The sequence below is a fragment of the Geotalea toluenoxydans JCM 15764 genome (assembly GCF_001311985.1).
Lineage (GTDB): Bacteria > Desulfobacterota > Desulfuromonadia > Geobacterales > Geobacteraceae > Geotalea > Geotalea toluenoxydans.
Genome location: NZ_BBCJ01000007.1, coordinates 57,007 through 82,464 on the forward strand (window position 1 = coordinate 57,007; position 25,458 = coordinate 82,464).

Here is a 25,458-nt window from a genome sequence, read left to right on the forward strand (position 1 = left end):
CGACATGCCAATAAAAAGGCCACCGTTTCCGGCGGCCTTTTTTATTTATGCCCTGGTCAGCTGGCGGTACTTGATGCGGTGGGGCTGATCGGCGGCGGTGCCCAGGCGGGCGTGGCGGTCTTCCTCATACTCGGAGTAGTTTCCCTCGAACCAGACCACCTTGCTTTCTCCCTCGAAAGCGAGGATATGGGTGGCAATGCGGTCCAGGAACCAGCGGTCATGGCTGATGACCACGGCACAGCCGGCGAAATTCTCCAGTGCTTCTTCCAGCGCCCGCATGGTGTTCACGTCCAGGTCGTTGGTCGGTTCGTCAAGAAGGATGACGTTGCCCCCATCCTTGAGCATCTTTGCCAGGTGGACCCGGTTCCGCTCGCCGCCGGAAAGCAGGCCGACTTTTTTCTGCTGGTCGGCTCCGGAGAAGTTGAAGCGGGAGACGTAGGCGCGGGAATTGACCGTCTGCTTGCCCAGCTGGATCTGGTCCTGGCCGTCGGAAATGGCTTCCCAGATGGTCTGTTCAGGGTTGAGGTTGTCGCGGCTCTGGTCCACGTAGGCAAGCTTGACCGTCTCGCCGATGCGGATGGTGCCGCTGTCCGGTTGCTCCTGATTGGTGATCATGCGGAAGAGGGTGGTCTTACCGGCGCCGTTGGGACCGATGATGCCGACGATGCCGCCGGGGGGGAGGCGGAAGGTCATTCCCTCCACCAGGAGCCGGTCCCCGTAAGCCTTGTTGACATTGTCTGCTTCCACTACGATGTCGCCAAGTCTCGGCCCGGGCGGAATGTAAATTTCCAGATCCTTGGCCCGCTTTTCGCTCTCCTGGGTGAGGAGCTGCTCGTAGGATGAAATACGTGCCTTGCCCTTGGCATGGCGGCCCTTGGGGGACATCTTGATCCATTCCAGCTCCCGCTGCAGGGTTTTCTGGCGTTCGGTCTCGGCCTTTTCCTCCTGGGCCAGGCGCTGCTGCTTCTGCTCCAGCCAGGAAGAATAGTTCCCCTGCCATGGTATTCCCTGGCCCCGGTCCAGCTCAAGGATCCAGCCGGCAACATTGTCCAGGAAGTAGCGGTCATGGGTGACGGCGATAATGGTGCCGGCATAGCGCTGCAGGTGATGCTCAAGCCAGGCGACCGATTCCGCATCCAGGTGGTTGGTCGGCTCGTCAAGGAGGAGGATGTCCGGTTTCTGCAACAGAAGCCGGCACAGAGCCACGCGGCGCTTCTCCCCACCGGACAGTACTTTAACCGGGGTGTCGCCGGCCGGGCAGCGCAGGGCATCCATGGCCATTTCCAGCCGTGCATCCAGGTCCCAGGCATCCAGATGGTCCAGCTTTTCCTGCACCTCGGCCTGTCGTTCTACAAGTTTGTCGAAATCGGCATCGGGCTCGCCGAACTTGGCGGTGATTTCGTTAAACTCGTTGAGGAGGTCAACAGTCTCCTGCACCCCCTGCTCGACGATCTCCCTGACCGTCTTTCCTTCGTCCAGCCGGGGCTCCTGCTCCAGAAAGCCGACGGTGTACCCGGCGGAGAGTACGGCTTTGCCGTTGAAATCCTTATCGACACCGGCCAGGATGCGGAGCAACGAACTTTTTCCCGAGCCGTTCAGACCGAGAACGCCGATCTTGGCGCCGTAGAAATAGGAAAGGTAGATGTCCTTCAGTACCGGTTTTTTATCGTAGAATTTGCTGACGCCGATCATCGAGTAAATGACCTTGTTGGGTTCGATAGCCATATAGGTTTTCTTTATTCCTCCTCACAATTGAATGGCCTCATTTTTACACGTGCTTCAATGTGCCTGTCAACATCTCTTTGCCCATGCATCGCACAGCTCTCCCACCGGCTTTTTCCTTGACTAAAGTAGAGCAAATACGTTAATTTGTCGGTTTGGAAAACCGTCAAGAAGGCTTTTTTCATGAAAGGCGAGAACCGTGGCAACTGAAGAACTGAGTGAATTGTTGTTGCAGAGAAGACGCAAGGTTGACAGCATGTGGGAAGCAGGGATCAATCCCTATCCCAACGATTTCAGACCCGAACACACTTCGGCCGATCTTGTTGCCGCTTATGGCAATGTGCAGGAGATTGAGGCCGATCCGCAGCATTTTATCGTTGCCGGGAGGATCATAGCCCGTCGTTCCTTCGGCAAGGCTGCCTTCGTGCAGCTGCAGGACCGCAAGGGGCGTTTCCAGCTTTATGTGAAGAAAGATGCGGTTGGAGCGGAAGTCTTCGAGCAGTTCGAATCTTTCGATATAGGCGATATCGTCGGCGCGACCGGTTATCCCTTTCGCACCAAGACCGGGGAGCTTTCCCTCCATGTTGAGCAGATCAGGCTCCTTACCAAGTCACTCTTGCCGTTACCCGAGAAGTTCCACGGCCTTACCGATGTGGAGACCCGCTATCGCCAGCGGTATGTGGACCTGATCGTCAATCCCGAGGTCCGGGAACTGTTCGTCAAACGCTCCAGGGTCATTAACCTGATCCGCGAGTTCATGGTGAAGAATGACTTTCTGGAAGTGGAAACGCCGATGATGCAGCAGATCCCCGGTGGAGCCACGGCGCGTCCCTTTGTCACCCATCACAATGCCCTGGATATGGAGCTCTTTCTCCGCATCGCCCCTGAGCTCTACCTGAAAAGGCTGGTGTAGGTGGCCTTGACCGGGTTTTCGAGATCAACCGCAACTTCCGCAACGAGGGAATCTCCGTTCGCCACAATCCGGAATTCACCATGATGGAGTTCTACCAGGCCTATGCCACCTTTGAAGACCTGATGAACTACACCGAGGAGTTGCTCTGCCATGTGGCGCAGAATGTCCTCGGCACCCTTGATTTCAGCTACCAGGGGACGCCGATCAGCTTTCAGCGGCCGTGGAAACGCTTCACCGTCAAGGAGGCAATCCTGGAGTACGGCGACATCGATGCCAAATCCCTGGAGGATCGGGACATGGCCTATGCCTACGCCAAAAAGATCGGCCTAGATCTGCCCGAAGATATTGGTTACGGCAAGCTCATTACCGAAATATTCGAGGAAGTGGCGGAAACGAAACTGATCCAGCCTACCTTCATCACCGCGTACCCCACCGAGGTTTCCCCCCTGTCGCGGAAAAGCGACCACGACCCGGAGATCGTCGACCGCTTCGAGTTTTTCTGTGCCGGTCGCGAAATGGCCAATGCCTTTTCCGAGCTTAACGATCCAGTGGACCAGAAGGAGCGCTTTCTTGCCCAGGTTGCTGCCAAGGCCAAGGGGGATGAAGAGGCCCATTACATGGATGAGGATTACATCAGGGCGCTGGAATACGGCATGCCTCCCACTGCAGGGGAGGGTATCGGTATTGACCGGCTGGTGATGCTTCTTTGCGATGCTCCCTCCATCCGCGATGTAATTCTCTTTCCCCAACTGCGAAAAGAAGTAAAATAATGATGAATTGCCCGGCAATTCATTTTTTGAGGATATAAAATAAACATGCCTTTTGAACTCTTCATCGGTCTCCGTTATCTGAAGGCGAAACGCAAGGCGACCTTCATCTCGCTGATCACGCTTATTTCCGTTGCCGGCGTGGCACTGGGGGTAATGGCGCTGATCATAGTCCTTGCCGTCATGACCGGTTTTGAAGAAGACCTCAAAGAGAAGATTCTCGGCACCAACGCCATATAGTAGTGCTGAAAAGCGGCGAGGGAATAGAAGACCATCAGCAGCTGATGGACCGGTTGAAAAAATTCAGGGGCGTAGTTGCAACCACACCGTTCATTTACAGCCAGGTGATGCTGACCACCGGCAAAAATGTATCGGGGGTGGTGCTGCGTGGGGTGGATACCAAGACCGATGCCCAGGTAACCAATCTGCACAAGGCGGTGGTTGAGGGCAACCTGGTTGACTTGGATCGCCGGGCACCGTTGCCGTTGAAGGGTGACGAATCACCATTGCCGGGAATTGTAATCGGCAAGGAGTTGGCCAAGAACCTCAACCTTTTTCTCGGCGACAGCGTCAATGTAGTCTCTCCCATGGGTAATATCACACCGCTGGGCATGATGCCGAAGATGAAGCGTTTTCGCCTGGTGGGTATCTTCAACACCGGTATGTTCGAATATGATTCTACCCTGGCCTATGTGGGGCTTGGTGAAGCGCAGGATTTCCTCGGCCTGGGCTCGGCCGTTACCGGCATCCAACTTAAGGTTGCCGATGTGTACAAGACCGGTGAAATTACACGCAGGATCAATCAGGAACTGGGCTTTCCTTATTTTGCCAGGGACTGGATGCAGATGAACAAAAACATTCTCTTCGCCCTCCGGACGGAAAAAGTGGTCATGTTCATCATTCTTACCCTGATCGTCCTGGTGGCCGCCTTCGGCATTGCTTCAACCCTGTTCATGGTGGTCATGGAGAAGACACGGGACATCGCCATTCTCAAATCCATGGGGGCTACCAGCAGAAGCGTCATGCGCATTTTCGTCTTCGAGGGACTTATCATCGGTTTTTTCGGTACGGCCATCGGCGTTCTCGGGGGGCTGCTTGTGGCCCTTAACCTGGAGCCGATCGTCAATACGGTGCAAAAGCTGACCGGCTTCCAGTTTTTCAGCAAGGATATTTATTATCTGGACCATTTCCCTTCGCTGGTCATCCCATCGGATGTGATACTCATTTCAGTCACAGCCATCGTCATATCTTTCGTTGCAACCCTTTACCCGTCATGGCAGGCATCGAGACTTTCTCCGGCGGAGGCGCTCCGCTATGAGTAATCTGCTGGAGGTCAGTGACCTGTATAAATCTTACGGCAGTGGTGCGGGCAAGGTGGAGGTGCTGAAGGGAATCAGCCTGAATGTAACTGCCGGTGAAACCATCGCCCTGGTAGGGGCTTCGGGGGCAGGCAAGAGCACGCTGATGCATGTGCTCGGCACCATCGATACCCCCACCTCCGGTGTGGTAAAATTCGATGGCGAGGAGATATTCAAGCTGGGGGGCGCTGCCCTCGCGTCATTCAGAAATCTCTCCATAGGATTCGTCTTCCAGTTTCACCATCTCTTGCCGGAATTCACCGCCCTGGAGAATGCGATGATGCCGCTTCTGATCGGCGGCACTAAGCGGAGCGAAGCGGAACCCATCGCTGCCGGCCTTTTACGCGATGTGGGGCTGTCCCACCGCCTGACCCATAAGCCGGGGGAGCTTTCCGGCGGCGAGCAGCAGCGGGTGGCAATCGCCCGTGCCCTGGTCCGTTCACCAAAGCTGCTTCTGGCCGACGAACCGACGGGTAATCTTGATATGAAAACCAGTGACGAGGTCCATGATCTCTTGATGGACATTCATGTCAAAAGGGGACTTACCCTGATCATTGTTACCCACAATGAAAAGCTGGCGGCCAAGATGGCCAGGACCATCCGCATGGTTGATGGCAGGATCAGCTGATCAGAACATCTGTTGTTCAATTTAACGACTGACCGACTTTTTCGGGGGATGCTTGTTACGGATAGCCAATAGACTTCTTTTTCTGATGACAATGATTGCCATCTTCTGTGGTTCAGCTTTTGCCGATGGGGAAAAAATCTCCCAGCTGCAGATCAAGGGAAACCGCAGGATCGAATCCGCTGCCATACAGAAGGTAATCAAGGTGAAGGAGGGTGATACCCTCTTTGCCGACAAGGTGGACAGTGATGTCCGTGCCATCTATAAGCTGGGCTATTTCGAAGACGTGAAGGCATCCCTGGACAAGACCGATGCAGGGGCCACTCTAACCTACCAGGTGACGGAAAAACCGGTGGTGCGAGAGGTAAGGATCGAAGGCAACAAGGAACTTTCCGTCGACAAGATCAAGGAAGCCCTTGAGATCAAGCAGAACACGATTTTTACCCCGAAGGATCTGACGAAGAGCATCAGTAAGGTAAAAAGCTCTATGCAGACGAAGGGTATTATCTTGCTGAAATAGGCAGCAGCGTTGAGAAGCGTTCGGCTACTGAAATCAGGATTGTGCTGAAAATAAATGAGGGTAAAAAGGTCCTGATAAAGACCATCCGCTTTGAGGGCAACAAGGCTTTCTCCGACAGAAGACTGAAAAAGGCCATGGAGACCTCGGAACGTTGGATTTTCTCCTGGCTCACCGGCGCAGGCACCTATAAGGAAGAGGTGCTGAAGAACGATGCCAATCTCATTTCGGACCTTTATTTCAATGATGGCTATATAAACGTCAAGGTCGGGGAACCTGCGGTCCGCGTTCTGGATGACAAAAGCGGCCTGGAGGTGCTGATCGGCATCACCGAAGGGGACCAGTACAAGGTGGGAACGCTGGGATTCAAGGGGGACATGCTGGACTCCCAGGAGAGTTTCTCCAAGATGCTGAAAATCAAAAGCGGAGAGGTCTTCAACCGCAGTACCTTGAGAACGGATGTTTTCACCCTGACCGATTTCTATGCCGACAAGGGCTATGCCTTTGCCAATATAACTCCTCTGACCAAGGTCAATCCTGAAGCAAAGATCATCGACATCACCTTTGATATGGAAAAAGGTGAAAAGGTATATATCGACCGCATCAATATCAGCGGCAACACCAAGACCCGCGACAAGGTCATCCGCCGGGAATTGAAATTTGCCGAAGGTGATCTCTACGGATCTACCCCCTTGAAGCGGAGCAAGCAGAACCTGATGAACCTTGGTTTTTTCGAAGAAGCCAACCTGGTCACGGCTAAGGGAAGTGCCGATAACAAGCTTGATCTGAATGTGGATGTGAAGGAAAAAGCTACCGGCACCTTCAGTATCGGTGCAGGCTACAGTTCCCTTGACGGGATTATCGGTCAGGGCTCCGTTCAGGAGGCGAACTTTCTCGGCTTGGGCTTAAGGCTACGCTTTCGGCTTCCCTTGGCGCCAAAACCCAGACCTACAATGTGGGACTGACCGATCCATATTTCCTTGACACCAGATGGACTGTCGGTGCTGATATTTATCGCACCGAACGGGACTATACGGATTTTTCCCGGCGGGTTACCGGTGGCGACATCAAGGGGGGCTATCCCCTGAGCGACACCCTGAGCACTTTCTGGATCTACAAGTATGAGCAGAAGGAGATCTTCGACGAATCCGTATCCCTGCTGGAAAGTATCAAAAACGGTACCGTCACCTCCGAAACAACCGGCACCACCAGTTCCATAACCGCCAGTCTGACCAGCAACACCACCGATTACCGTCTCGATCCTTCCCGTGGGATGATGAATACCATTTCCGCTGAATTCGCCGGACTTGGCGGCACCAACCGGTTTGCCCGCTATATTACCGAGAATGCCCTCTATCTCCCTGCCGGTTGGGGTGGTGTATTTTCCCTGCGTGGCACCTTCGGCTACATCCAGAGTGTGGGGAAAGAGGTCCCCATCGACGAAAAATTCTATCTTGGGGGGATCAACACCCTGCGCGGCTATAGCAGCAGAACCGTCAGCCCTTACAAATTGGTGTCCACCACCAACAGCGATGGAACGATCAGTTTCGACAATTTGTACCTGGGGGGGGATACTGAACTCATTTTCAATGCCGAGTATCAGTTTCCTCTTTTGAAGGATGTGGGGCTTAAGGGGGTAGTATTCTTCGATGCCGGGAATTCATACGGCAGTATCGGAGATATATTTACCCGCTTCCAGACCAGTTATGGCGCCGGCATCCGCTGGTTTTCACCCATCGGACCCTTGCGTCTCGAATACGGAATACCCGTTAATCCCCGTACTGGTGTAGACAGTGCCGGCGGTAAACTGGAATTTTCAATAGGAAGCTTTTTCTAACCATGTTCATAAGGAGAAACGGATGAAAAGAATTATTATTCTTGCGGCAGTATCTATCTTTTCGCTGGGCATCACCTCGGCTGTTTTTGCTGCTGACGGGGCCAAAATCGGTTCGGTCGATGTGCAGAAGGTGCTCCTCCTGTCCAATTCGGGCAAAGAAGCAAAGGAACAACTTGCCCAGAAGGCCAACAAGTACGAAGCAGAGAAGAACGCCAAGGATGAGGAGCTGAAAAAACTGAAGACCGACCTGGAAAAACAGAGCGTTCTGCTTTCAGAGTCGGCCCGGAGCAGCAAAGAACGTGACTATCAGCAGCGGCTCAAGGAATATCAGCGTTTTCTCAAGGATGCCCAGGATGACCTGCAGGCCAAGAATGACGAACTGACCAATCGCATAGTCGACGAGGTCGTCAGGGTTACCCAGGACTTTGCCCGCAAGAACGGCTACACGGTCATCTTCGTCAGGAACGAGACCATGATTTACCTGGATGACAAGGCTGACCTTACCGACCAGATCCTGAAACTCTTCAATGACAGCAAGAAAAAATAATGCCGTGAGGGTGAAGAGTGAAGAGTGAAGAGTGAAGAGTGAAGAGTGAAGAGTGAAGAGTGAAGAGTGAAGAGTGAAGAGGGGCAACTGCTTTTTTTCTCCTCACCCCTAACTCCTTACCCCTCTCTGTTTACCGAAAGGTGATGACGTGGGAAAAACACTGAAGGAAGTGGCTGAATACCTGGGTGGACGGGTAATCGGCGACGAAAATGCCGTGGTAGGAGGTCTGGGCACCCTTGACGATGCCGGGGAGGGGCAGATAACCTTCCTTGCCAATCCCAAATATGCGCAGAAGGTTGCCACTACCAGGCTACTGCTGTCATACTGCCCCCCGGCGCGCCGGGGCACGGCAGGAATGTGATCGAAGTTGCAATCCCTATTTGGCCTTCGCCAAACTGCTGACCCTGTTCTACATGCTCCGCCAAAGGCCCTGGGTGTAATGGATGGCGCTGTCATCGGCCAGGGGGTCGTCATGGGCAAGGATATTTCCATCTATCCCGGAGCCCATGTGGCCGACGGGGTCAAAATGGGAGACCGGGTTACCCTTCATCGGCGTTGTGCTTTATCCCGGGGTCGAACTGGGAAGCGATGTCACTCTCCATGCCAATGTGGTCATTCGTGAGCGCTGCCGGATCGGCAACCGGGTCACCGTTCACAGCGGCACAGTGATCGGCACCGACGGTTTCGGCTATGCCCCCGACGGACAGGAATGGTACAAGATTCCGCAGATCGGCATTGTCATCCTTGAGGATGATGTGGAGATCGGTTCAAATACGGTGATCGACCGGGCAGCACTTGAAGCGACCATAGTCAGGCGCGGGACCAAGATCGACAACCTGGTGCAGATCGCCCACAACTGCGTCATCGGCGAGAACTGCATGATCGTGTCCCAGGTGGGGATTTCCGGCAGCACCAAGGTCGGCAATCACGTGACCATGGGAGGACAGGTGGGGGTCGCAGGGCATATCCAGATCGGCGACAATGTCATGGTCGGAGCCAAATCCGGGGTGCCGGGCAACATTCCGGCCAACCAGATAGTCAGCGGCATACCGGCTTTTGCCCACAGGGACTGGCTCAAGGCATCGAGCGTCTTTCCCCGGCTGCCGGAACACCGGAAAACTTTGACCTCTCTGGAAAAACGGGTTCAGGAGCTGGAAGAAAAGCTCAAGGCGGATGGAAAAGTTAAATGATAGTACTGTTTTAATTGCCTCTTAAGGAGCCTGTTATGATGGATATCAATGAAATTATGAAGATATTGCCCCATCGCTACCCCTTTCTCCTGGTGGACAGGATAGTGGAGATGGAACCGGCCAAGCGCATCGTCGGACTGAAAAACGTGACAATCAATGAGCCCTTTTTCCAGGGCCACTTCCCCGGTCACCCGGTTATGCCGGGTGTGCTCATAGTTGAAGCCATGGCCCAGGTTGCCGGAATCATGGCTTACCTGGCTTCCGATGAGGAAACGCGGAAAAAGGTCAGCTATTTCATGTCCATCGACAGCGCCAAGTTCAGAAAGCCGGTGTTCCCCGGGGACCAGTTGCGGATCGAGATTGAAACCATCTTCCATCGCCGTGGCATCTGGAGTGTTGCCGGAAAGGCTTTTGTTGGCGACGTTCTCGCCACGGAAGCTGAACTGAAAGCAACCTTTGCCGAAAAATCAAACTGAAGGCCGGAGAAAAAAATGATACATTCGACTGCAGTGATACACTCCGGGGCAGAGCTTGCCGCTGATGTTGAAATAGGACCCTATGCCATTATCGGCGAGCACGTGAAGATAGGCCGGGGAACAAAGGTAGGCGCCCATGCAGTTATCGACGGCTGGACCACTATCGGCGAATACAACCAGATTTTTCACCTGGCGTCCGTCGGTGCTGTGCCCCAGGATCTCAAGTACAAGGGTGAGGAGACCCATCTGAAGATCGGCGACCGCAATATAATACGCGAATTCGCCACCTTGCATCTGGGGACGGTAACCGGAGACGGTGAGACAACGGTAGGCAACGGCAACCTCTTCATGGCCTATTCCCATGTGGCCCATGACTGCCATGTGAGAAACGGTGTAGTCATGGCCAATGCGGCAACCCTGGCTGGTCACGTGACGGTGGAAGATTACGCCATTCTGGGAGGGTTGTGCGCCATACATCAGTTTACCCGGATCGGCGCCCATGCCATGATCGGTGGCGGCACCTTGGTCGGTATGGACATCCCTCCGTACACGATTGCCACCGGTGATCGCCGGGATGCAAGATTGCGGGGGCTTAACCTGGTGGGACTGAAGCGACACAACGTCAGCGAAGAGGTTGTCTCGTCCCTGAAAAAGGCATACAAGATCCTTGCTTTGTCAGACATGAAACTGAAAGACGCCATTGAAAAGATCAAGACAGAGATTCCTTCCTCCCCCGAAATGGAGCATTTCATCACCTTCATCGAATCGGCAGAGGGGTATCTGCCGCTGATTTTAACCATTGTATCCACGTTTATCCGAAGGTGACGGTTGTTATCGTCGCCTTCGCCAATTTTTGACGTGATTTTTTCCCAGGAATTATCTTTGGTTCAAGGCGCAAGAAAAATAATGATATCTGCCGGCGAGGCATCCGGCGACATGTACGGAGCCGTGCTCGCAAGAGAAATCTCCGCTCTTGATTTGAAAACCGCGTTTATCGGCATGGGTGGACCGGGAATGCGCGCTGCCGGTGTCAAGACAGTGGTCGACGCCAACGAAATGGCTGTGGTCGGATTGGTAGAGGTGGTTGCCCATTTTCCGGTTATCGTCAAGGCCTTCAACACGCTCAAAAACATCCTGCATTCGGACCCGCCGGACCTCCTCATCCTTATCGATTACCCCGATTTTAACCTGCGCCTGGCCAAGGTTGCCAAAAAGGCCGGTGTGAAGGTTCTTTACTTCATCAGTCCACAGGTCTGGGCATGGCGGGCCGGGCGGGTGAAGAAAATAGGCCGCGTGATAGATCAAATGGCGGTGCTGTTTCCCTTTGAGGTGCCATACTACGAAAGGGAGCAGGTGCCGGTTACCTTTGTCGGGCACCCACTGCTGGATATGGTCCGTCCCGCCATGACGAAGGCTGAGGCAACGACCAAATTCGGTCTGGCCGATGGGCGGAGGGTGATCGGCCTCTTTCCGGGCAGCCGGCGCGGTGAAATAAAGAGCCTGCTTCCGGTGATCCTTCAGTCAGCGCGCCTGCTCAAGGATCGTCACCCCGACATTGAATTCGTCCTGCCTCTGGCATCAAGCCTGAAGAGGGAAGAGCTCCAGCCGTCACTGGATGCCTGTGGGCTTGAGATAAAGGTGGTGGAAAATGCCACCCATGACGTGATACAGATCTGTGATGCCATCATCACCGTTTCGGGAACGGTTACCATGGAGATAGCCATTCTCGGCGTGCCCATGGTGATCATATACAAGGTGTCGCCCTTCACCTATGCGGTGGGCAAGCGCCTGATCAAGGTTGATCATATCGGCATCTGCAACATAGTTGCTGGGGAGCGTGCGGTCAAGGAGCTGATTCAGCACGACGCCGAGCCGGAGAAAATTGCAGCCGAAATTACTGCCATACTGGAAGATACAGAATACGCAAATAAAATCCGCAAGAGCCTGGCAGCGGTTCCGGCAAAACTCGGCAACGGCGGGGCTCTGCACCGGGTGGCGCAGCTGGCGCTGAGCCTGATGAGAGAGAATGAAAAGACATGAGTTTATTCAGCCGCATTGTTTCCTATAGCCGCCGTCACTGGTGGCGGATTCTGATAGCCGCAGTGGCTTCCATAGGTGTCGGGGCCATGGACGGCGCCTTTGCCTACCTGGTCGAACCGACCTTGAAAAAGATATTTGCCGGCAAGGACATGTTCATTTTCACCCTGTTGCCCGTTGCTATTATTTTCCTCTTTGCCTTGCGCGGCGCCTGCCGTTTTACCAATGACTACTTCATGCGCACTGCAGGCCAACTGGCAGTCCAGGATGTGCGCAATCAGATTTACCAGCGTAACATGGGACTTGGCCTTGGATTCTTCAACCGCAACCCGACCGGAGTTTTGATGTCGCGGGTCCTCAATGACGTGAGCATGATGCAGGAAGCAGTCGGCAATATCATCACCGGCCTCTTCCGCGACGGGTTTTCCGCAATCTCGCTCCTGACGGTCATTTTTTACCGCAACTGGAAGCTGGCCCTCATTACCTTCATCGTCATTCCTCTTACGGTGTTGCCGGCGCAAAAGATTGGCCGGCGCATCAAGAATCTGCCAAGCATGGTCAGGAAAAGATGGGTGAGATAGCCAGCGTTCTGCAGGAGACCTTCTCCGGCATCAAAGTGATCAAGCGTTTGGCCTGGAAGAACGTGAAATCCGGAAATTTTTCGCCATAAACCGCCAATACTACTTTTTTACACGCAAGAATATTAAATACGAGGCGCTCTCGCGCCGATCATGGAGATTATCACCTCTTTGGGCATTGCCGCCGTCATCTGGATCGGCGGCAACGACGTCATGCAGGGGAGGATGAGCGCCCCCGAGTTCTTCTCGTTCATCACGGCGATGGTTCTGGTATATACGCCGATCAAGAGATTGATCAATGCGTACAATGCAATGCAGCGCTCACTTGGGGCTGCTGAACGGGTCTTCGAAATCATCGATGAGAAGCCTGAAATAGTGGATCGTCCGGATGCGGTTGAATTGGAGCGGGTTAGCGGAAATGTGGCGTTACAAGAAGTTTCCTTTCGGTATAACGACGATTACGTGTTGAAAAATGTCAACCTTGAGGCGCGCAAGGGGGAAGTGGTAGCCTTTGTCGGCCCGTCCGGCGGGGGGAAGACGACCCTGGTCTCCCTGATCTCCCGTTTTTACGATCCGACCGAGGGGGCTGTCCTCATGGACGGCAAAGACATCCGGCAATTCAAGCTGAAGAGTGTGCTCAGGCAGATCGCCCTGGTCGACCAGGAGACGATCCTGTTCAATGACACCCTGGCCAACAACATCCGTTACGGGATGACCGACGCCACCGACGCCAGGTGGAGGCCGCTGCCAGAGCTGCCTTCGCCCATGATTTCATCATGGATATGCCCATGGGATATGAAACCGGCATCGGCGACCGGGGGGTCAGGCTGTCCGGAGGGCAGCGCCAACGGATTTGTATTGCCAGGGCTATTCTCAAGGATGCGCCGATCCTCATCCTGGACGAGGCGACCAGTGCCCTCGATACCGAGAGCGAGCAGATGGTGCAGAATGCCCTCAATAACCTGATGGCCAACCGCACCACCTTCGTCATCGCCCATCGTCTTTCCACCATTCTCCATGCCGGCAAAATCGTCGTTCTGGACAAGGGTGAAATCGTCGAATCCGGCAACCATGAAGCCCTCCTGGCCCATGGCGGCCTCTACTCGAAGCTTTATGAGATGCAGTTTCAGGACTGAGAAACGGTGATTGGTGATTGGTGATTGGTGAAGGGTGAGGAGTGAGGAGTGAGGAGTGAGGAGTGAGGAGTGAGGCGGGGTCAATGAGAAAGCTGCGGTGGCGTTTGGAAACAGCGATCTTTATCCTGTTTTCTTTTGTCATTTCCCTCATCCCGAATAGGATTGCCCTTTTCCTGGGGAACATGCTGGGGCGCCTGCTTTTCAATCTGCTGAAGCGTCGCCGGAAAATTGCCATTGACAATATCACCGCTACGCTTCCTTTTCTTCAGGGATGTGAAGGGTGGAACCCTGCCCACGGTACAGCTCAGGCAATTGCCAGGAGAACCTTCGAAAATCTTGGCAGGTCCCTGGTGGAGGATTGCAAAATTTACCACGGCCGGGGCAGCCACATCATAGATAACGTCCAGTTCAGAGGGCTTGAGCATTACGAGAATGCTCTGGCGAAGAATAAGGGAGTTGCCTTTATAACCGCCCATTGCGGCAACTGGGAGGTCATGGCGTTATCATTCGGTGTTCGAATCAAAGAGCTGTCGGTGGTGGCCAGACGTCAGGACAATGCTTACCTGAACAATGTGCTGGAAAAAATCCGCAGCGGTTACGGGAACAGGATCATCTACAAGCACGGGGCACTGAAACCGATGATCGCCGAGTTCAGGAAGAACAATATTGTCGGTGTCCTCGTCGACCAGGCTGTTATGCCCGATGAAGGGGTGCTTGTGGAATTCCTGGGTCGCAACTGCTGGACAACGAAGCTACCTACTGTTATTTCCCGCAAGACCGGGGTACCTTTGATTCCGGCATTTGTCCACCGGGAAGGGGACAGCCACGTGGTACAGTTCTATCCGGAGATTGAGCCTGACCTGGAGAAGGAAGGTGATGACGGGGTCCGAACAGATACGGCGGCTCTTTTGTCAGTGCTCGAGGATTACATCGTCAGGTATCCCGATCAATGGTACTGGATACATAACCGCTGGAAGAGAGTTCCCTAACCCTCACCCTTGCCCTCTGGGGGAGAGATAGAGAGAGGGCTGCCTGAGATATCCATGATCATTTTCCTTTATAACCTGCTGGCCGTCATTTCCATCCCCTTTGTCGTATCCTACCACCTCTACCGCTCCATTTCCCGTGGCAGAAAAACGGCTTTCATAGAACGTTTCGGTTTTATCCCGGCCTCCGAACTTAAGACACTTGCCGGTAGCGAGGTGATCTGGCTGCATGCGGTTTCGGTCGGGGAAACAATCGCCGCGGTGCCGCTGGTGAAGGCGCTGCGTCAGCGCTATCCCCGGAAGAAGATTGTCGTTTCCAACGTTACCGAAACGGGGCGGGAAGTGGCGGAGAAAATAGCCGGCGTCGATCTTTGCATCTATTTTCCCTTCGATTATCCTTTGCCGTGGCCGGGGCGCTGAACAGGGTCAGGCCCTCACTGGTGCTCATCATGGAGACGGAGATCTGGCCCAATTTCATCCGCAAGGCCCGGGCTCTCCATATCCCGGTAGTGCTGGTCAACGGGCGCATTTCCGATCGCTCCTTCAGACGCTATTTGAAGCTTTCCTGGTTCTTCGGCCCGGTTTTGAGGCTGCTGAGCGCCATCTGCATGCAAAGCGGCGAGGATGCCCGCCGCATCCAAGCCGTCGGTGCGCTGCCCGCCCAGGTGCAGGTGACCCGGAACCTGAAGTACGATATTGCCGTACCGACCCGTTCAGTGACCGAGCGTGAGCAAATAAAAGCAAGCTACTGTCTGCCCGGTGATGTCCTTATTTTTACCGCCGGCAGCACCCATGAAGGGGAGGAAATGCCTGTGATCGCCGCTTACCAGGCTGCACAGACAGGGGATAAGGGGTTAGTTATGGTGCTGGTGCCCCGCCATCCGGAGCGCGCCAGGCAAGTGGCCGGACTCCTGGCTGCAGCAGGGATTTCTTACCGCTTCCGTTCAGCTCTCCATGAGAATGAAGGTGCCCTTGCTGCGGGCGAGGTCCTGCTGGTGGACACGGTCGGCGAGCTGCTGAACCTCTATGCCGTATCGGATCTGGTCTTTGTCGGGGGAAGCCTGGTGCCGACGGGGGGGCATAACGTCCTTGAACCCGCAGCCTTGAGCGTACCGGTCATCTTCGGTCCCCATATGGACAACTTCAGGGAAATATCGGCACTGGTGCTGGCCGGCGGCGCCGGCATACGGGTGGCTGACGGAGATGAACTGGCCGCGCAGCTGCAGGCCCTGCTGAAGGACAGTGGCAGACGGCGCAGATGGGGGCATGTGGAGCCATGCTCATTGCGGAAAACAGCGGGTCTGCAGACCTGCATTGTACGGTCATTGAACGGTTTATTCGGTGATTGGTGATTGGTGATTGGTGACGAGTGACGAGTGACGAGTGACGAGTGACGAGTGACGAGTGACGATTCCACCGTCTTTTTACCGTCACCTGTTACTTGTCACCTGTTACTTGTGGACCCTTTTTACAACCACGAATAACACGAATGGACACGAATAAAGGCAAAAATAGTGAGGGGTAAAGGGTAAAGGGTAAAAACCTCGAACCTCTAACTTCGAACATAGAACATAGAACATAGAACATAGAACATTTTTTATGGCTGATCTGGAAAAATATTATAAGGAACTGGTGGAGGGGAAAAAACGCAGCTTGACAGGCCGGCTGCTCTTGTCCTTTCTTATCTGCTGCTCCGTCGTCTATGCCTTTGTCATGCGCATCAGGGCAGTTGCCTACGGCGTTGGGCTTTTCAAGGTGCGGCGACTTGACAGGCCGGTCATTGCCGTGGGGAACATCGTTGCCGGAGGAACCGGCAAAACCCCAACGGTGGCCTGGCTGGCCCGCCGGCTCATGACGCGGGGCAAACGGGTAGCGGTGCTTTCCCGCGGCTACGGCGGCACCTTTGCCGGAGCCGTTCATGTTGTCTCGGACGGCAGCTCAATCTGTGCCACTCCCGAAGAGGCCGGCGATGAGCCGCTGCTTCTGGCGCACTCCATACCGGGGCTGATCGTTGTCGTTGGTGCAGACCGGCATCAGGCCGGACTTGTCGCTCAGGAATGTTGCAATCCGGACATCTTCATCCTCGATGACGGCTTCCAGCACATGGGGCTGTACCGGGATTTAAATGTTCTTCTTCTTGATTGCCAGCGACCGCTGGCCAACGGCAGAACCTTTCCCGCCGGACTGCTGCGTGAACCGAAGGCGGCCCACAGACGTGCCGACTTGATTCTCCTTACCCGTTGCAAAGATGATCAGAGTGCGTCGTTACCCTTCACCACAGACAGCCCTGTTTGTTGTTCCAGTCATGAACTTTCAGGCTATGTCCCGCTGAATGGAGGTGAAATGCGCCCATTCAGCGATCTTGAGGGGAAGCGTGGGCTTGCCTTTGCCGGTATCGCCGATCCGGATGCCTTTTTCAGCTCCCTGGAAACTGTCGGTGTTCATCCGGTAGCCACCCTCGCTTTTTCGGACCACATCTGTTACGATGATCCGGAAATCGCTGCTCTTTGCCGGCTTGTGGCTGCTTCCCGCTCCGAATATCTCATAACGACCGAAAAAGATGCCGTCAAACTCCATTCCCATATCTCCAGGCTGGGAAACGTTTATATGGCTCCGCTGGAGCTGCGCTTTTCCGACCCCCAAATTATGGAAGCTCAGCTGGATACCCTCTTCAGGAGGTAAATTTTGATGACAATTTCCCAAGAGCTGCTCAGTATTCTCGCCTGTCCGAACTGCAAGGGAGAACTTGTTCTTTTGCCCGACGGTTCCGGCCTGGTCTGCGAAGCTTGCCGCCTCAGGTATCCCGTTCGTGACGGTATACCGGTGATGCTGGTGGACGAGGCGGAGAAGCTGGATTAACGGCTGAACCACATGAATTTATTGAGGAAGTACATGAAAACAAAGATTGTTGCGGTGGTGATTGTCTTAGCCCTTGCGGTTCTGGCAGCTGTCTTCATACCCAGAAAACCTCCCGCATCCGACTATCGTCTGGCAAAGGTTGAGAAAGGATCGATCGTCTCCAATGTATCGGCAACCGGCACCCTTGCCGCAGTTGTTACGGTACAGGTGGGTACCCAGGTTTCAGGTACCATCAGCAGACTTTTTGTCGATTTCAATTCGCCGGTGAAGAAGGGTCAGGCCATCGCCCAGATCGATCCTGCCCTCTTTAACGCCAGAGTCGAAGAATCGAGGGGCAACTACATCAGCGCCCAGGCTAATCTTGACAGGGCAAAGGCCGACCTGGTGGATGCCAGGAGGACTCTGGAGCGTAGCCGCCAGTTGGTCAAGGACGGCATCCTGGCCCAGAGTGAATTCGACACGGCCGATACCAGATACAAGCAGGCCCTGGCAGCAGTAAAGGCTGCCGAGGGAAGCATTTCCCAGACCCGCGGATCTTACAGCCAAGCCCAAACGAACCTGAAATATGCCACCATTACCTCGCCTGTGGATGGAATCGTCGTTTCCCGCAACGTGGATGTGGGCCAGACTGTCGCCGCCTCGTTCCAGACACCCACCCTGTTCACCATCGCCCAGGATCTTACAAACATGAAGATTGACACCAGTGTCGACGAGGCCGATATCAGCAGGGTCACGGTCGGTCAGCCGGTAACCTTCACCGTTGATTCCTACCCCGAGAACAATTTTTCCGGCAAGGTGACCCAGATACGGAATGCGCCGATCATCAACCAGAACGTCGTCACCTACACGGTGGTGATCGGTGTGGACAACAAGGAACTCAAGCTGAAACCGGGGATGACTGCCAATGTTACCATTGAGACGGCACGCAAGGATGATGTATTGAAAATTCCTTCTGCCGCCCTTCGTTTCAAGCCTAAACCTGCAAAAGAGGCCAAGGAGAAGCCGACCGGAAAGGGTGCAGGCAAAAAGAAAAGAGAAGGCGGCCCGGTGGTGTATGTCCTTGGCCCTGGAAAAGAGCCGGTGCCGGTTCCTATCGTGACCGGTATCGGTAATTCCGGCCATGTGGAGCTGGTGCAAGGCAATCTCAAGGAGAACGATGAGGTGATAATCGAGCAGGCTTCGGCAAAGAAGAAAACGAACGGTGGCGCCGGCTCGATGCCCAGAGGGCCAAGGGGGCCCATGTGATGGCAACCGTTATCCACAGGTTCCCAAAGGTTCTTTCCAAGATATGAACGATGTGGTCAAGGTCAGCAATGTGACCAAGGTATACAGTGTCGGCGAACAGCGGGTAGAGGCGCTCAAAGGGGTTTCCCTGACGGTCGCCCAGGGTGAATTCGTCGCCATCATGGGGGCTTCCGGCAGCGGGAAATCAACCTGCATGAATATCCTCGGCTGCTTGATGTCCCTACCTCCGGCGAATACCTTCTGGATGGAATAAGCGTCGGCAAGCTCTCCGGAAACGATCTGGCGGAGATCAGGAACAGGAAGCTGGGTTTCGTTTTCCAGGGATTCAACCTGCTGTCGCGTACCACTGCCCTGGAAAATGTTGAGCTGCCGCTGGTTTATGCCAAGTGTCCCGCAGCAGCCAGAAGGGAAAGAGCCCTGGCGGCGCTTGACCAGGTAGGTTTGGCGGAACGGTCGAACCATTTCAGCAACCAGATGTCCGGCGGACAGCAGCAGCGGGTTGCCATCGCCCGGGCACTGGTAACCGACCCGGCAATCATCCTGGCCGATGAGCCGACCGGCAACCTGGACAGCAGGACCAGTGAAGAGATCATGGGGCTTTTTCAGGAACTGAACCGGCAGGGGATAACTATCATCATGGTAACCCACGAGCCCGATATCGCCGCCCATGCCAAGAGGCAGCTAACGTTCCGCGACGCTGATCATCGATGACCGGCCGAATCGACAGCTCAAGGTATAAATATGGAATTCTGGCAGTCGTTCAAAATAGCCCTGAGGGCGCTACGGGTCAACAAGATGCGCTCCTTTCTCACCATGCTCGGCATCATCATCGGCATTGCCTCGGTGATAGCATGGTGGCCATCGGTACCGGAGCCCAGAAGAAAATCTCCGAACAGATCGCCAGCATGGGCAGCAACCTTATTCTGATCATACCCGGATCCACAACCACTGCCGGGGTACGCGTCGGCTCAGGAGCCTCTCCAACCCTGACCTATGACGACGCCAGGGCCATAAAAGCTGAATGTCCCTCGGTGGAGGAAGCTGCACCAACCACCCGCGGCGGCGGCAGGTGGTATATGCCAATCAGAACTGGTCAACGGTCATCATGGGGATAACCGCCGACTTTCTGACGGTCAGGGAATGGCCAATTGCCGAAGGTCGCAATTTCACCCAATCGGATGTGGACGGCATGACCAAGAACTGCATTATCGGCCAGACCATCGCCGATAATCTGTTCGGTTCCGTCGATCCCATCGGCAAGGTCATTCGCATCAAGAAGGTCCCCTTCCTGGTGGTCGGCGTGCTGGAAAAGAAGGGACAGTCCCCCCAGGGAACGGACCAGGATGATGTGGTCAATATTCCCATCCGCACCGCCCAGCGCAAATTATTCGGCAGCCCGTTTCCCAATGCCGTAAACTCGATCCTGATCCGGGCCACCAGCAGCGAAGATCTTTCACGGGCAGAAGAGGAGGTGACTGCACTTCTCAAGCAGCGCCATCACATCGGCCCCAACAAGGAAAACGACTTTACCGTCCGTAACCTGACAGAGCTCCTTTCCGTGGCGTCATCATCATCCCAGACCATGTCCATTCTCCTGGGAGCCGTAGCTTCAATTTCCCTGATCGTCGGCGGCATCGGCATCATGAACATCATGCTGGTGTCGGTGACGGAGCGGACCCGGGAAATCGGCATCAGGATGGCCATCGGCGCCAAGCAGCGGGACATCCTGCTCCAGTTCCTCACCGAGGCTGTCCTGCTGACCTTTTTTGGCGGCGTTATCGGCATTGCCCTCGGTATCGGCGGAGCAACGGCTGTGTCCAGCCTGGTGGGTTGGCCCACTCTCGTTTCCTTCCAGGCGATTGCCCTGGCTGTCTTCTTTTCTGCTGCAGTGGGTATTTTCTTCGGTTTTTACCCGGCAAAAAAAGCAGCTGCCCTCAATCCCATCGACGCATTGCGTTATGAGTAAAGCTTCCGCAGGTCTGGCTGAAGTTCACGCGCACATTGCACCTTCGTCTTGCAATTGCTTGTAGAATATGGAAAAATGCAGCGTTTGAGCCGATGGGTTCACTGATTAACTTGAACCCGAAGTTGCTCCAAATGATTTTAGGTGATGCTTATAAAAAACGAACAGAAAAAAATACTGGTGATGCGCTACAGGTTCATCGGCGATACCATTCTCACCGTCCCTTTCCTGCGCAACCTGCGCCGTGCCGAGCCCGACGCTTTTATCGCCTGGATGGTGGCCCCCGGTTCCTCGGAAGTGGTCAAGGGCATCCCTTATGTGGATGAGCTTATTTATTGGGACCCGGTGACGATTCATGCCGACAGCAGGGGGACGCACCGGACCCTGGCGTCGAAAATTGCCTTTTTCAAGGAGCTTCGCTCCAGACATTTTGACAAAGTCTATGTGTTGAAACGTTCCTTTTCCAGTGCACTCATTGCATGGCTGAGCGGAGCAAAGGAGCGGATCGGTTTCAACACCGAAGGTCGAAGCTTTTTACTCACGAAACAGATACGTTATCGCCATGACCGGCATGAGGTGCAGAACTTCCTGGATGTGCTGCGGGCCGATGGGGTGCCGGTTGGCGACGAATATCTGGAAGCGTGGATCTCGCCCGAGGAGCAGCGTTTTGCCGACCAGTACTTGACAGAGCGTGGCATCCGTGCCGACGACCTGTTGATGGCAATTCACCCCTTCGCTGCCAACCCAGACCGTGGCTGGCATCAGGATAACTTCATCAAGGCAGCCAACCGGCTGCAGCAGCTGTATGATGCACGAATCGTCCTCTTCGGCGGCGGACGGGATGTGGAACAGGCACAATTTCTGATGGAACGCATCTCTCCTGAGCCGGTCATGGTCGTCGGCAGCACCACTCTGCGCCAGACCTTGGCCATCCTTGCCCGCTGCCGCCTTCTGGTTTGCAACGACAGCGGCATCATGCACCTGGGGGCGGCCCTTGGCGTACCGCTGGTGGCCGTCTTCGGGCCGCAATCGCCGGTGAAATTCGGCCCATGGGGAAAAGATTGCCGGGTCCTTTACAGCCGGTTTGACTGCAGTCCATGCAAACAGAAATTTTTCACGGAATGTGCTCCGTCCGAGCGTGGCAGGCCGCCGTGTGTCGAGGCAATTACAACTGACATGGTCATCGACGCTGCTACTGATCTCATGGCTGAAAGGCATTCGTTCGGATACGAAAAGGTGGAACAGTGAAAATTGCATTTATCTTTAATGCCCGTCTAGTGGGCGGTGCCGAAGAGCACTTGTTCGATCTTGCAGAAGAGATGCTCTCCCATGGGATCGAGCCGGTGTTTTTCATACGCAAAAATGACCAGGTTGAAGAACGGCTGAAGAAGCTGCCGATCAGGTACCATGCTGTGTATGACCCTGAAAACAAACTTTCATTCCCGCTGAAGATTGCACAGGCGCTCATACAGGAGCAGCCCGATGTGATATCGGTCAATCGCGAACATAATATTTATGCTTCTCTTGCCGGCTTCTACATGGCATTGCCGTTCCTCAGGAAGCGACCGAAACTGGTCAACGTTTTCCATACACCCACTTCCCGGCGTTATCCTCTTCTTACGACTTGCTTCGATGGTGTCATCGCCACCTCTGAGTATACCGGCGCCTCCTTCGGCTCTAAGAACCCCGGGCTCGACAAGATGACGACCATCATTCACTATGGCATCAAGCTCTCCCAACCCGATCCGACCAGCAGATAGCTTGCGGGAGCGACGGGTGCTGAAGGGGAGAGGGTTTCCCGTTATCGGCATGGTCGGCGAGCTGTGGAAAAATCAGGAAGAGCTTATCGATGCAGCAGATGCTCTGCGGCGCGTTTTCCCGGACATCACCGTTGCCATTGTCGGTGGTGGGGGAACCCAGCATCTGGAAGAAAAAATTGCCCGCTACGGTCTCCAACGGAACGTGGTTTTGACGGGGCGGATTCCCCGCCAGCAGATACCCGACCTCTTTTACGACCTAGATCTGTCGGTTTCGACCCATCGCAACGAAGGGTTCGGCATCGTTCATCTCGAGTCCCTTGCTGCCGGAACGCCAGTAGTTGCCTACAACAGCGGTGGCCTGGTCGAGATTCTTCGTCGGGGGGGCGGAGTCCTTGTTGATGGAGTAACCACAGATTTTGTCAGGGAAGTAACGGCGCTGCTCAGGATGATGCGCGAAGATCGGCACTGGGAACTGAAGGGCAAAAGGTTGTCGAGAATTTCTTTTCGGTCGAGGCGATGACCCAAAAGCACGTGGATTATTATCGTCAAGTGGCTGCAGGAAATTGGAACAAGCCTGCATGAGCGGCGTTATGAAGATTGCCATGCTCAACACCGGCCGCGGCTGGGGAGGCGCGGAAGAGCAGATGCTCTCCATGTCCCTGGAACTGGAGAATCGCGGGTACAGCATTACGGTTATTTGTCGGCGCGGTAGCCCCGTGGAAAAGCGATTTACCGAGTGCGGCCTTCAGGTGCTGCCGGTGGCGCGCAAAGGGCTTCGGGCAGTGGTCGATCCGTTCCTTACCGCGTTGCAGGCAAGGAGAGAAAAATTCCATATAATCCACAGCCACCGTGACCATGATCTGCCGCTGGGCAAGTTGCTGGCTTTGGCAAGTGGGGGGGCGCTCCTCCTCACTCAGCATTGCCTTCCCGGCAAGCCGAGTGCCCTTACCTACAGGACTGCCGATCGCATCATCACCGTCTCCGAGTACATTGCCTCCGGTATTCGGGGCAAGGTTCCCGGTGTGAGAGATTGCCTTGGCGTTATCGTCAATGGTATTGATCCCGCCCTTTTTACCAACCCTGACCGAGAATTCTGGCGGCGCAATCCTTACCTCACCGGGCGTGGTCCATTGCTTGGGGTCGTCGGTGGGTTCTACAAGGGGCAGGAAGAGCTCATCGAGCTCCTGCCGGACCTGCGCAAGGAATTTCCTGCGATAACTCTGATTTTGATCGGCGAGGATGAAGGGCGAAAACCGCAATTGCAGGGATTGGCCGAAAGGCTGGGGGTAACTGAAGCGGTCTTCTTTGCCGGCCGTATCCCCCGCGATCAGATGAAACATGCCCTCGCCGGTCTCGACCTGAATGTGAGTGCTTTCCGCAATGAGGGCTTCGGGCTTACGGTCATCGAGGGATTTGCCGTCGGGACACCTTTTGTCGGTTATGCCGCTGGTGGGTATCAGGAGGTTGTTGAATCTGGTGTGAACGGAATGTTGGTTACAGACAAAAATGCTTTGATGTGGCAGATCAAAGATCTGCTTGGGGATAGTCAGGGACTTTTATCCCTTCGCATAAACTGTCACCAAAGTGTAGTGGGCGGTGAGTTTTTACTTGAGCAGATGGTTAATCGATATGTGCAGGAATATAACAGCATAAGGTTTGCCGACTCACCCAGTGGGAACAGGAGATAATAGGATGTCACCTCTCACAGTATTTATACCGACATTTAATATATGCAATCTTTGGCGGAAACTCTCAAAAGTTGCCTTCCAGAGGCCCAACAACTTGACATTAAAATTTTTTCCGTAGTGAAGATGTTGAAATCCTTGTCGATGGCGGACCATCTGAATTTGCCGATGCCGTTGTCGGGCTTCTGAAAGATGATGCGCGTCGCTTTCAGCTCGACACAAACGGCTATGAGCTTGTGAAGCGAAAATATTCCCTGGAAGCGATGGGCCAGACTTACCTGGAGTTTTACAGCAATCTCCTTGCCCGACAATAACCAGTCAGAGAAGAGGAAATCCGTGAAGACATCCGTAATCGTTCCAACATACAACCGTCCCCGCGAGTTGTGGCTTTGTCTGTTGAGCCTGGCGCACCAGTCGGTTCGCCCCGATGAGGTGCTGATTGCCGATGATGGCAGCGGCGAAGCAACACGAGAGACTATCGAGCTTTTTAGAAGGTCGTCACATTGCCCATTCGTCCTCAAGCATATCTGGCAAGAGGATCTCGGCTTCCGAAAACCGAAGATTCTCAATGAAACCGTAAGAAACACCGTCGGTAGCTACCTTGCCTTTATCGACGGCGATTGTATGGCACATCGCCACTGGCTTCGGAACCACCTGCGCAACGCTGAGCCTGATGCTATTCTGGGGGGCAAACGGGTCGACCTGGGGCCACGGCTGTCAGAGAGATTGCTGCTCATTCAGGGGTGGGGAACCGGACTCGGGCTCCGGGTGCTTTGGGATTCAGTTGTCGGCAATACACGCAAGGCAGAAGAGTTATTGATTATTGAGGCCACATTGATCAGGAGATGGGGGAAACTCGACCGGATCACCGATGATGGAATATGGGGATGCAATTTCAGCCTGTCGAAGGATCTGTTTTATGCAATTAATGGCTGTGACGAAGACTTCCTTGACGGATCCATTGAAGACAATGATCTCGGGATTCGTGTCCTAAACAGCGGCGGCAAGGTCAAATCGGTCCGTTTCATGGCTAACGTCACGCATCTTTGGCACTCTTCGTCATGGAGTTTCACCAGTCCCAAGTACCAGCACAATAAAAAGATCATGGAGCGCAGAATTGCTTTGAAAGAACCATGCTGCCTCAACGGCATTGTAAAGGTGGAGCCGCTGCAGCCTGTTTCGCAGAAAGCTTTTCAGACGCCGTTGAGATCAGTATCCAACGATCTCTGAGGATATAAATGGATCAGAAAAATGCAG

General features: G+C 54.4%; 19 protein-coding genes and 7 pseudogenes. 24 read left to right on the plus strand and 2 right to left on the minus strand.

What is annotated here, in order from left to right; translation table 11 throughout:
* Positions 1 to 45: 45 nt before the first annotated feature.
* On the minus strand, positions 46 to 1,725 hold the full coding sequence (ettA, locus tag JCM15764_RS05885) for an energy-dependent translational throttle protein EttA (protein WP_054693600.1): 1,680 nt from the start codon (positions 1,723 to 1,725) through the stop codon (positions 46 to 48).
* A 253-nt stretch (positions 1,726 to 1,978) separates the two neighbouring features.
* On the opposite strand from ettA, the pseudogene lysS reads away from it, so the two are divergent.
* The 23 genes and pseudogenes from lysS (at position 1,979) to JCM15764_RS05985 (ending at position 24,204) form a co-directional block, all read left to right on the plus strand.
* Positions 1,979 to 3,405 (plus strand): annotated as a pseudogene (lysS, locus tag JCM15764_RS05890) (lysine--tRNA ligase).
* Positions 3,406 to 3,450: 45 nt separating this feature from the next.
* Positions 3,451 to 4,724: pseudogene (locus JCM15764_RS05895) on the plus strand (lipoprotein-releasing ABC transporter permease subunit).
* Complete coding sequence (locus JCM15764_RS05900) at positions 4,717 to 5,388, plus strand: ABC transporter ATP-binding protein (RefSeq protein WP_012647180.1); 672 nt, start codon at positions 4,717 to 4,719, stop codon at positions 5,386 to 5,388. The pseudogene JCM15764_RS05895 and the gene JCM15764_RS05900 overlap by 8 nt, the downstream one beginning before the upstream one ends.
* Positions 5,389 to 5,440: 52 nt before the next feature.
* A complete protein-coding gene (locus JCM15764_RS26185; protein ID WP_279384297.1) occupies positions 5,441 to 5,905 on the plus strand; it encodes a POTRA domain-containing protein in 465 nt (154 codons plus the stop codon).
* Positions 5,902 to 6,867, plus strand: a complete 966-nt coding sequence (gene bamA / locus JCM15764_RS26190; protein ID WP_279384304.1) for an outer membrane protein assembly factor BamA — start codon at positions 5,902 to 5,904, stop codon at positions 6,865 to 6,867. The genes JCM15764_RS26185 and bamA overlap by 4 nt, the downstream gene beginning before the upstream one ends.
* Entirely contained in the window at positions 6,858 to 7,739 is an 882-nt protein-coding gene (locus JCM15764_RS26195; RefSeq protein ID WP_279384298.1) for a BamA/TamA family outer membrane protein, read from the plus strand. Before bamA ends, JCM15764_RS26195 begins: the two co-directional genes overlap by 10 nt.
* A 22-nt stretch (positions 7,740 to 7,761) precedes the next feature.
* Positions 7,762 to 8,286 (plus strand): OmpH/Skp family outer membrane protein, encoded by a 525-nt coding sequence (locus tag JCM15764_RS05910; RefSeq protein WP_054693604.1) that lies wholly within the window; start codon positions 7,762 to 7,764, stop codon positions 8,284 to 8,286.
* A gap of 148 nt (positions 8,287 to 8,434) precedes the next feature.
* Positions 8,435 to 9,476, plus strand: a pseudogene (lpxD, locus tag JCM15764_RS05915) (UDP-3-O-(3-hydroxymyristoyl)glucosamine N-acyltransferase).
* A 35-nt stretch (positions 9,477 to 9,511) separates the two neighbouring features.
* Positions 9,512 to 9,952: a 3-hydroxyacyl-ACP dehydratase FabZ gene (gene fabZ / locus JCM15764_RS05920; RefSeq protein WP_012647184.1), complete on the plus strand. Its 441-nt coding sequence runs from the start codon at positions 9,512 to 9,514 to the stop codon at positions 9,950 to 9,952.
* A 15-nt stretch (positions 9,953 to 9,967) separates the two neighbouring features.
* The gene (lpxA, locus tag JCM15764_RS05925; protein ID WP_243688455.1) at positions 9,968 to 10,777 is read left to right on the plus strand and encodes an acyl-ACP--UDP-N-acetylglucosamine O-acyltransferase; all 810 of its coding nucleotides are present in this window, start codon (positions 9,968 to 9,970) and stop codon (positions 10,775 to 10,777) included.
* An 81-nt stretch (positions 10,778 to 10,858) separates the two neighbouring features.
* Positions 10,859 to 11,992, plus strand: coding sequence for a lipid-A-disaccharide synthase (gene lpxB, locus JCM15764_RS05930; protein WP_054693607.1), 1,134 nt, complete (start codon positions 10,859 to 10,861; stop codon positions 11,990 to 11,992).
* A pseudogene (msbA, locus tag JCM15764_RS05935) lies at positions 11,989 to 13,703 on the plus strand (lipid A export permease/ATP-binding protein MsbA). The gene lpxB and the pseudogene msbA overlap by 4 nt, the downstream one beginning before the upstream one ends.
* An 83-nt stretch (positions 13,704 to 13,786) precedes the next feature.
* Positions 13,787 to 14,692 (plus strand): lysophospholipid acyltransferase family protein, encoded by a 906-nt coding sequence (locus tag JCM15764_RS05940; RefSeq protein ID WP_054693609.1) that lies wholly within the window; start codon positions 13,787 to 13,789, stop codon positions 14,690 to 14,692.
* A 54-nt stretch (positions 14,693 to 14,746) separates the two neighbouring features.
* A pseudogene (locus tag JCM15764_RS05945) lies at positions 14,747 to 16,041 on the plus strand (3-deoxy-D-manno-octulosonic acid transferase).
* 247 nt (positions 16,042 to 16,288) lie between these two features.
* Positions 16,289 to 17,371 (plus strand): tetraacyldisaccharide 4'-kinase, encoded by a 1,083-nt coding sequence (gene lpxK, locus JCM15764_RS05950; protein ID WP_054693612.1) that lies wholly within the window; start codon positions 16,289 to 16,291, stop codon positions 17,369 to 17,371.
* Positions 17,372 to 17,377: 6 nt separating this feature from the next.
* On the plus strand, positions 17,378 to 17,548 hold the full coding sequence (locus JCM15764_RS22060; protein ID WP_243688458.1) for a Trm112 family protein: 171 nt from the start codon (positions 17,378 to 17,380) through the stop codon (positions 17,546 to 17,548).
* A 33-nt stretch (positions 17,549 to 17,581) separates the two neighbouring features.
* On the plus strand, positions 17,582 to 18,793 hold the full coding sequence (locus JCM15764_RS05955) for an efflux RND transporter periplasmic adaptor subunit (protein ID WP_054693615.1): 1,212 nt from the start codon (positions 17,582 to 17,584) through the stop codon (positions 18,791 to 18,793).
* Between the two features lie 43 nt (positions 18,794 to 18,836).
* Positions 18,837 to 19,532 (plus strand): annotated as a pseudogene (locus JCM15764_RS05960) (ABC transporter ATP-binding protein).
* A gap of 2 nt (positions 19,533 to 19,534) precedes the next feature.
* A pseudogene (locus JCM15764_RS05965) lies at positions 19,535 to 20,759 on the plus strand (ABC transporter permease).
* Between the two features lie 144 nt (positions 20,760 to 20,903).
* Positions 20,904 to 22,004 carry a lipopolysaccharide heptosyltransferase II gene (gene waaF / locus JCM15764_RS05970; RefSeq protein ID WP_054693618.1) on the plus strand — a complete coding sequence of 367 codons (1,101 nt, stop codon included), beginning with the start codon at positions 20,904 to 20,906 and terminating at the stop codon, positions 22,002 to 22,004.
* Complete coding sequence (locus tag JCM15764_RS05975; RefSeq protein ID WP_054693621.1) at positions 22,001 to 22,516, plus strand: glycosyltransferase family 4 protein; 516 nt, start codon at positions 22,001 to 22,003, stop codon at positions 22,514 to 22,516. The genes waaF and JCM15764_RS05975 overlap by 4 nt, the downstream gene beginning before the upstream one ends.
* A gap of 1 nt (position 22,517) precedes the next feature.
* Positions 22,518 to 23,036, plus strand: a complete 519-nt coding sequence (locus tag JCM15764_RS05980) for a glycosyltransferase (protein ID WP_054693623.1) — start codon at positions 22,518 to 22,520, stop codon at positions 23,034 to 23,036.
* A 58-nt stretch (positions 23,037 to 23,094) separates the two neighbouring features.
* A complete protein-coding gene (locus JCM15764_RS05985; RefSeq protein ID WP_243688459.1) occupies positions 23,095 to 24,204 on the plus strand; it encodes a glycosyltransferase family 4 protein in 1,110 nt (369 codons plus the stop codon).
* 35 nt (positions 24,205 to 24,239) lie between these two features.
* On the opposite strand, the gene JCM15764_RS05990 is transcribed toward JCM15764_RS05985, so the two are convergent.
* Complete coding sequence (locus JCM15764_RS05990; protein WP_243688460.1) at positions 24,240 to 24,569, minus strand: hypothetical protein; 330 nt, start codon at positions 24,567 to 24,569, stop codon at positions 24,240 to 24,242.
* Here JCM15764_RS05990 and JCM15764_RS05995 point away from each other — a divergent pair.
* Positions 24,538 to 25,431 carry a glycosyltransferase family 2 protein gene (locus JCM15764_RS05995; protein ID WP_243688461.1) on the plus strand — a complete coding sequence of 298 codons (894 nt, stop codon included), beginning with the start codon at positions 24,538 to 24,540 and terminating at the stop codon, positions 25,429 to 25,431. The genes JCM15764_RS05990 and JCM15764_RS05995 overlap by 32 nt on opposite strands.
* Positions 25,432 to 25,458: the final 27 nt, after the last annotated feature.

Bases quoted from the DNA above. Each gene is read 5' to 3' on its own strand.
- ettA (WP_054693600.1), bottom strand. From the start codon at position 1,725: ATGGCTATCGAACCCAACAAGGTCATTTACTCGATGATCGGCGTCAGC.
- JCM15764_RS05900 (WP_012647180.1), top strand. From the start codon at position 4,717: ATGAGTAATCTGCTGGAGGTCAGTGACCTGTATAAATCTTACGGCAGT.
- JCM15764_RS05910 (WP_054693604.1), top strand. From the start codon at position 7,762: ATGAAAAGAATTATTATTCTTGCGGCAGTATCTATCTTTTCGCTGGGC.
- fabZ (WP_012647184.1), top strand. From the start codon at position 9,512: ATGATGGATATCAATGAAATTATGAAGATATTGCCCCATCGCTACCCC.
- lpxA (WP_243688455.1), top strand. From the start codon at position 9,968: ATGATACATTCGACTGCAGTGATACACTCCGGGGCAGAGCTTGCCGCT.
- lpxB (WP_054693607.1), top strand. From the start codon at position 10,859: ATGATATCTGCCGGCGAGGCATCCGGCGACATGTACGGAGCCGTGCTC.
- JCM15764_RS05940 (WP_054693609.1), top strand. From the start codon at position 13,787: ATGAGAAAGCTGCGGTGGCGTTTGGAAACAGCGATCTTTATCCTGTTT.
- lpxK (WP_054693612.1), top strand. From the start codon at position 16,289: ATGGCTGATCTGGAAAAATATTATAAGGAACTGGTGGAGGGGAAAAAA.
- JCM15764_RS22060 (WP_243688458.1), top strand. From the start codon at position 17,378: ATGACAATTTCCCAAGAGCTGCTCAGTATTCTCGCCTGTCCGAACTGC.
- JCM15764_RS05955 (WP_054693615.1), top strand. From the start codon at position 17,582: ATGAAAACAAAGATTGTTGCGGTGGTGATTGTCTTAGCCCTTGCGGTT.
- waaF (WP_054693618.1), top strand. From the start codon at position 20,904: ATGCTTATAAAAAACGAACAGAAAAAAATACTGGTGATGCGCTACAGG.
- JCM15764_RS05985 (WP_243688459.1), top strand. From the start codon at position 23,095: ATGAGCGGCGTTATGAAGATTGCCATGCTCAACACCGGCCGCGGCTGG.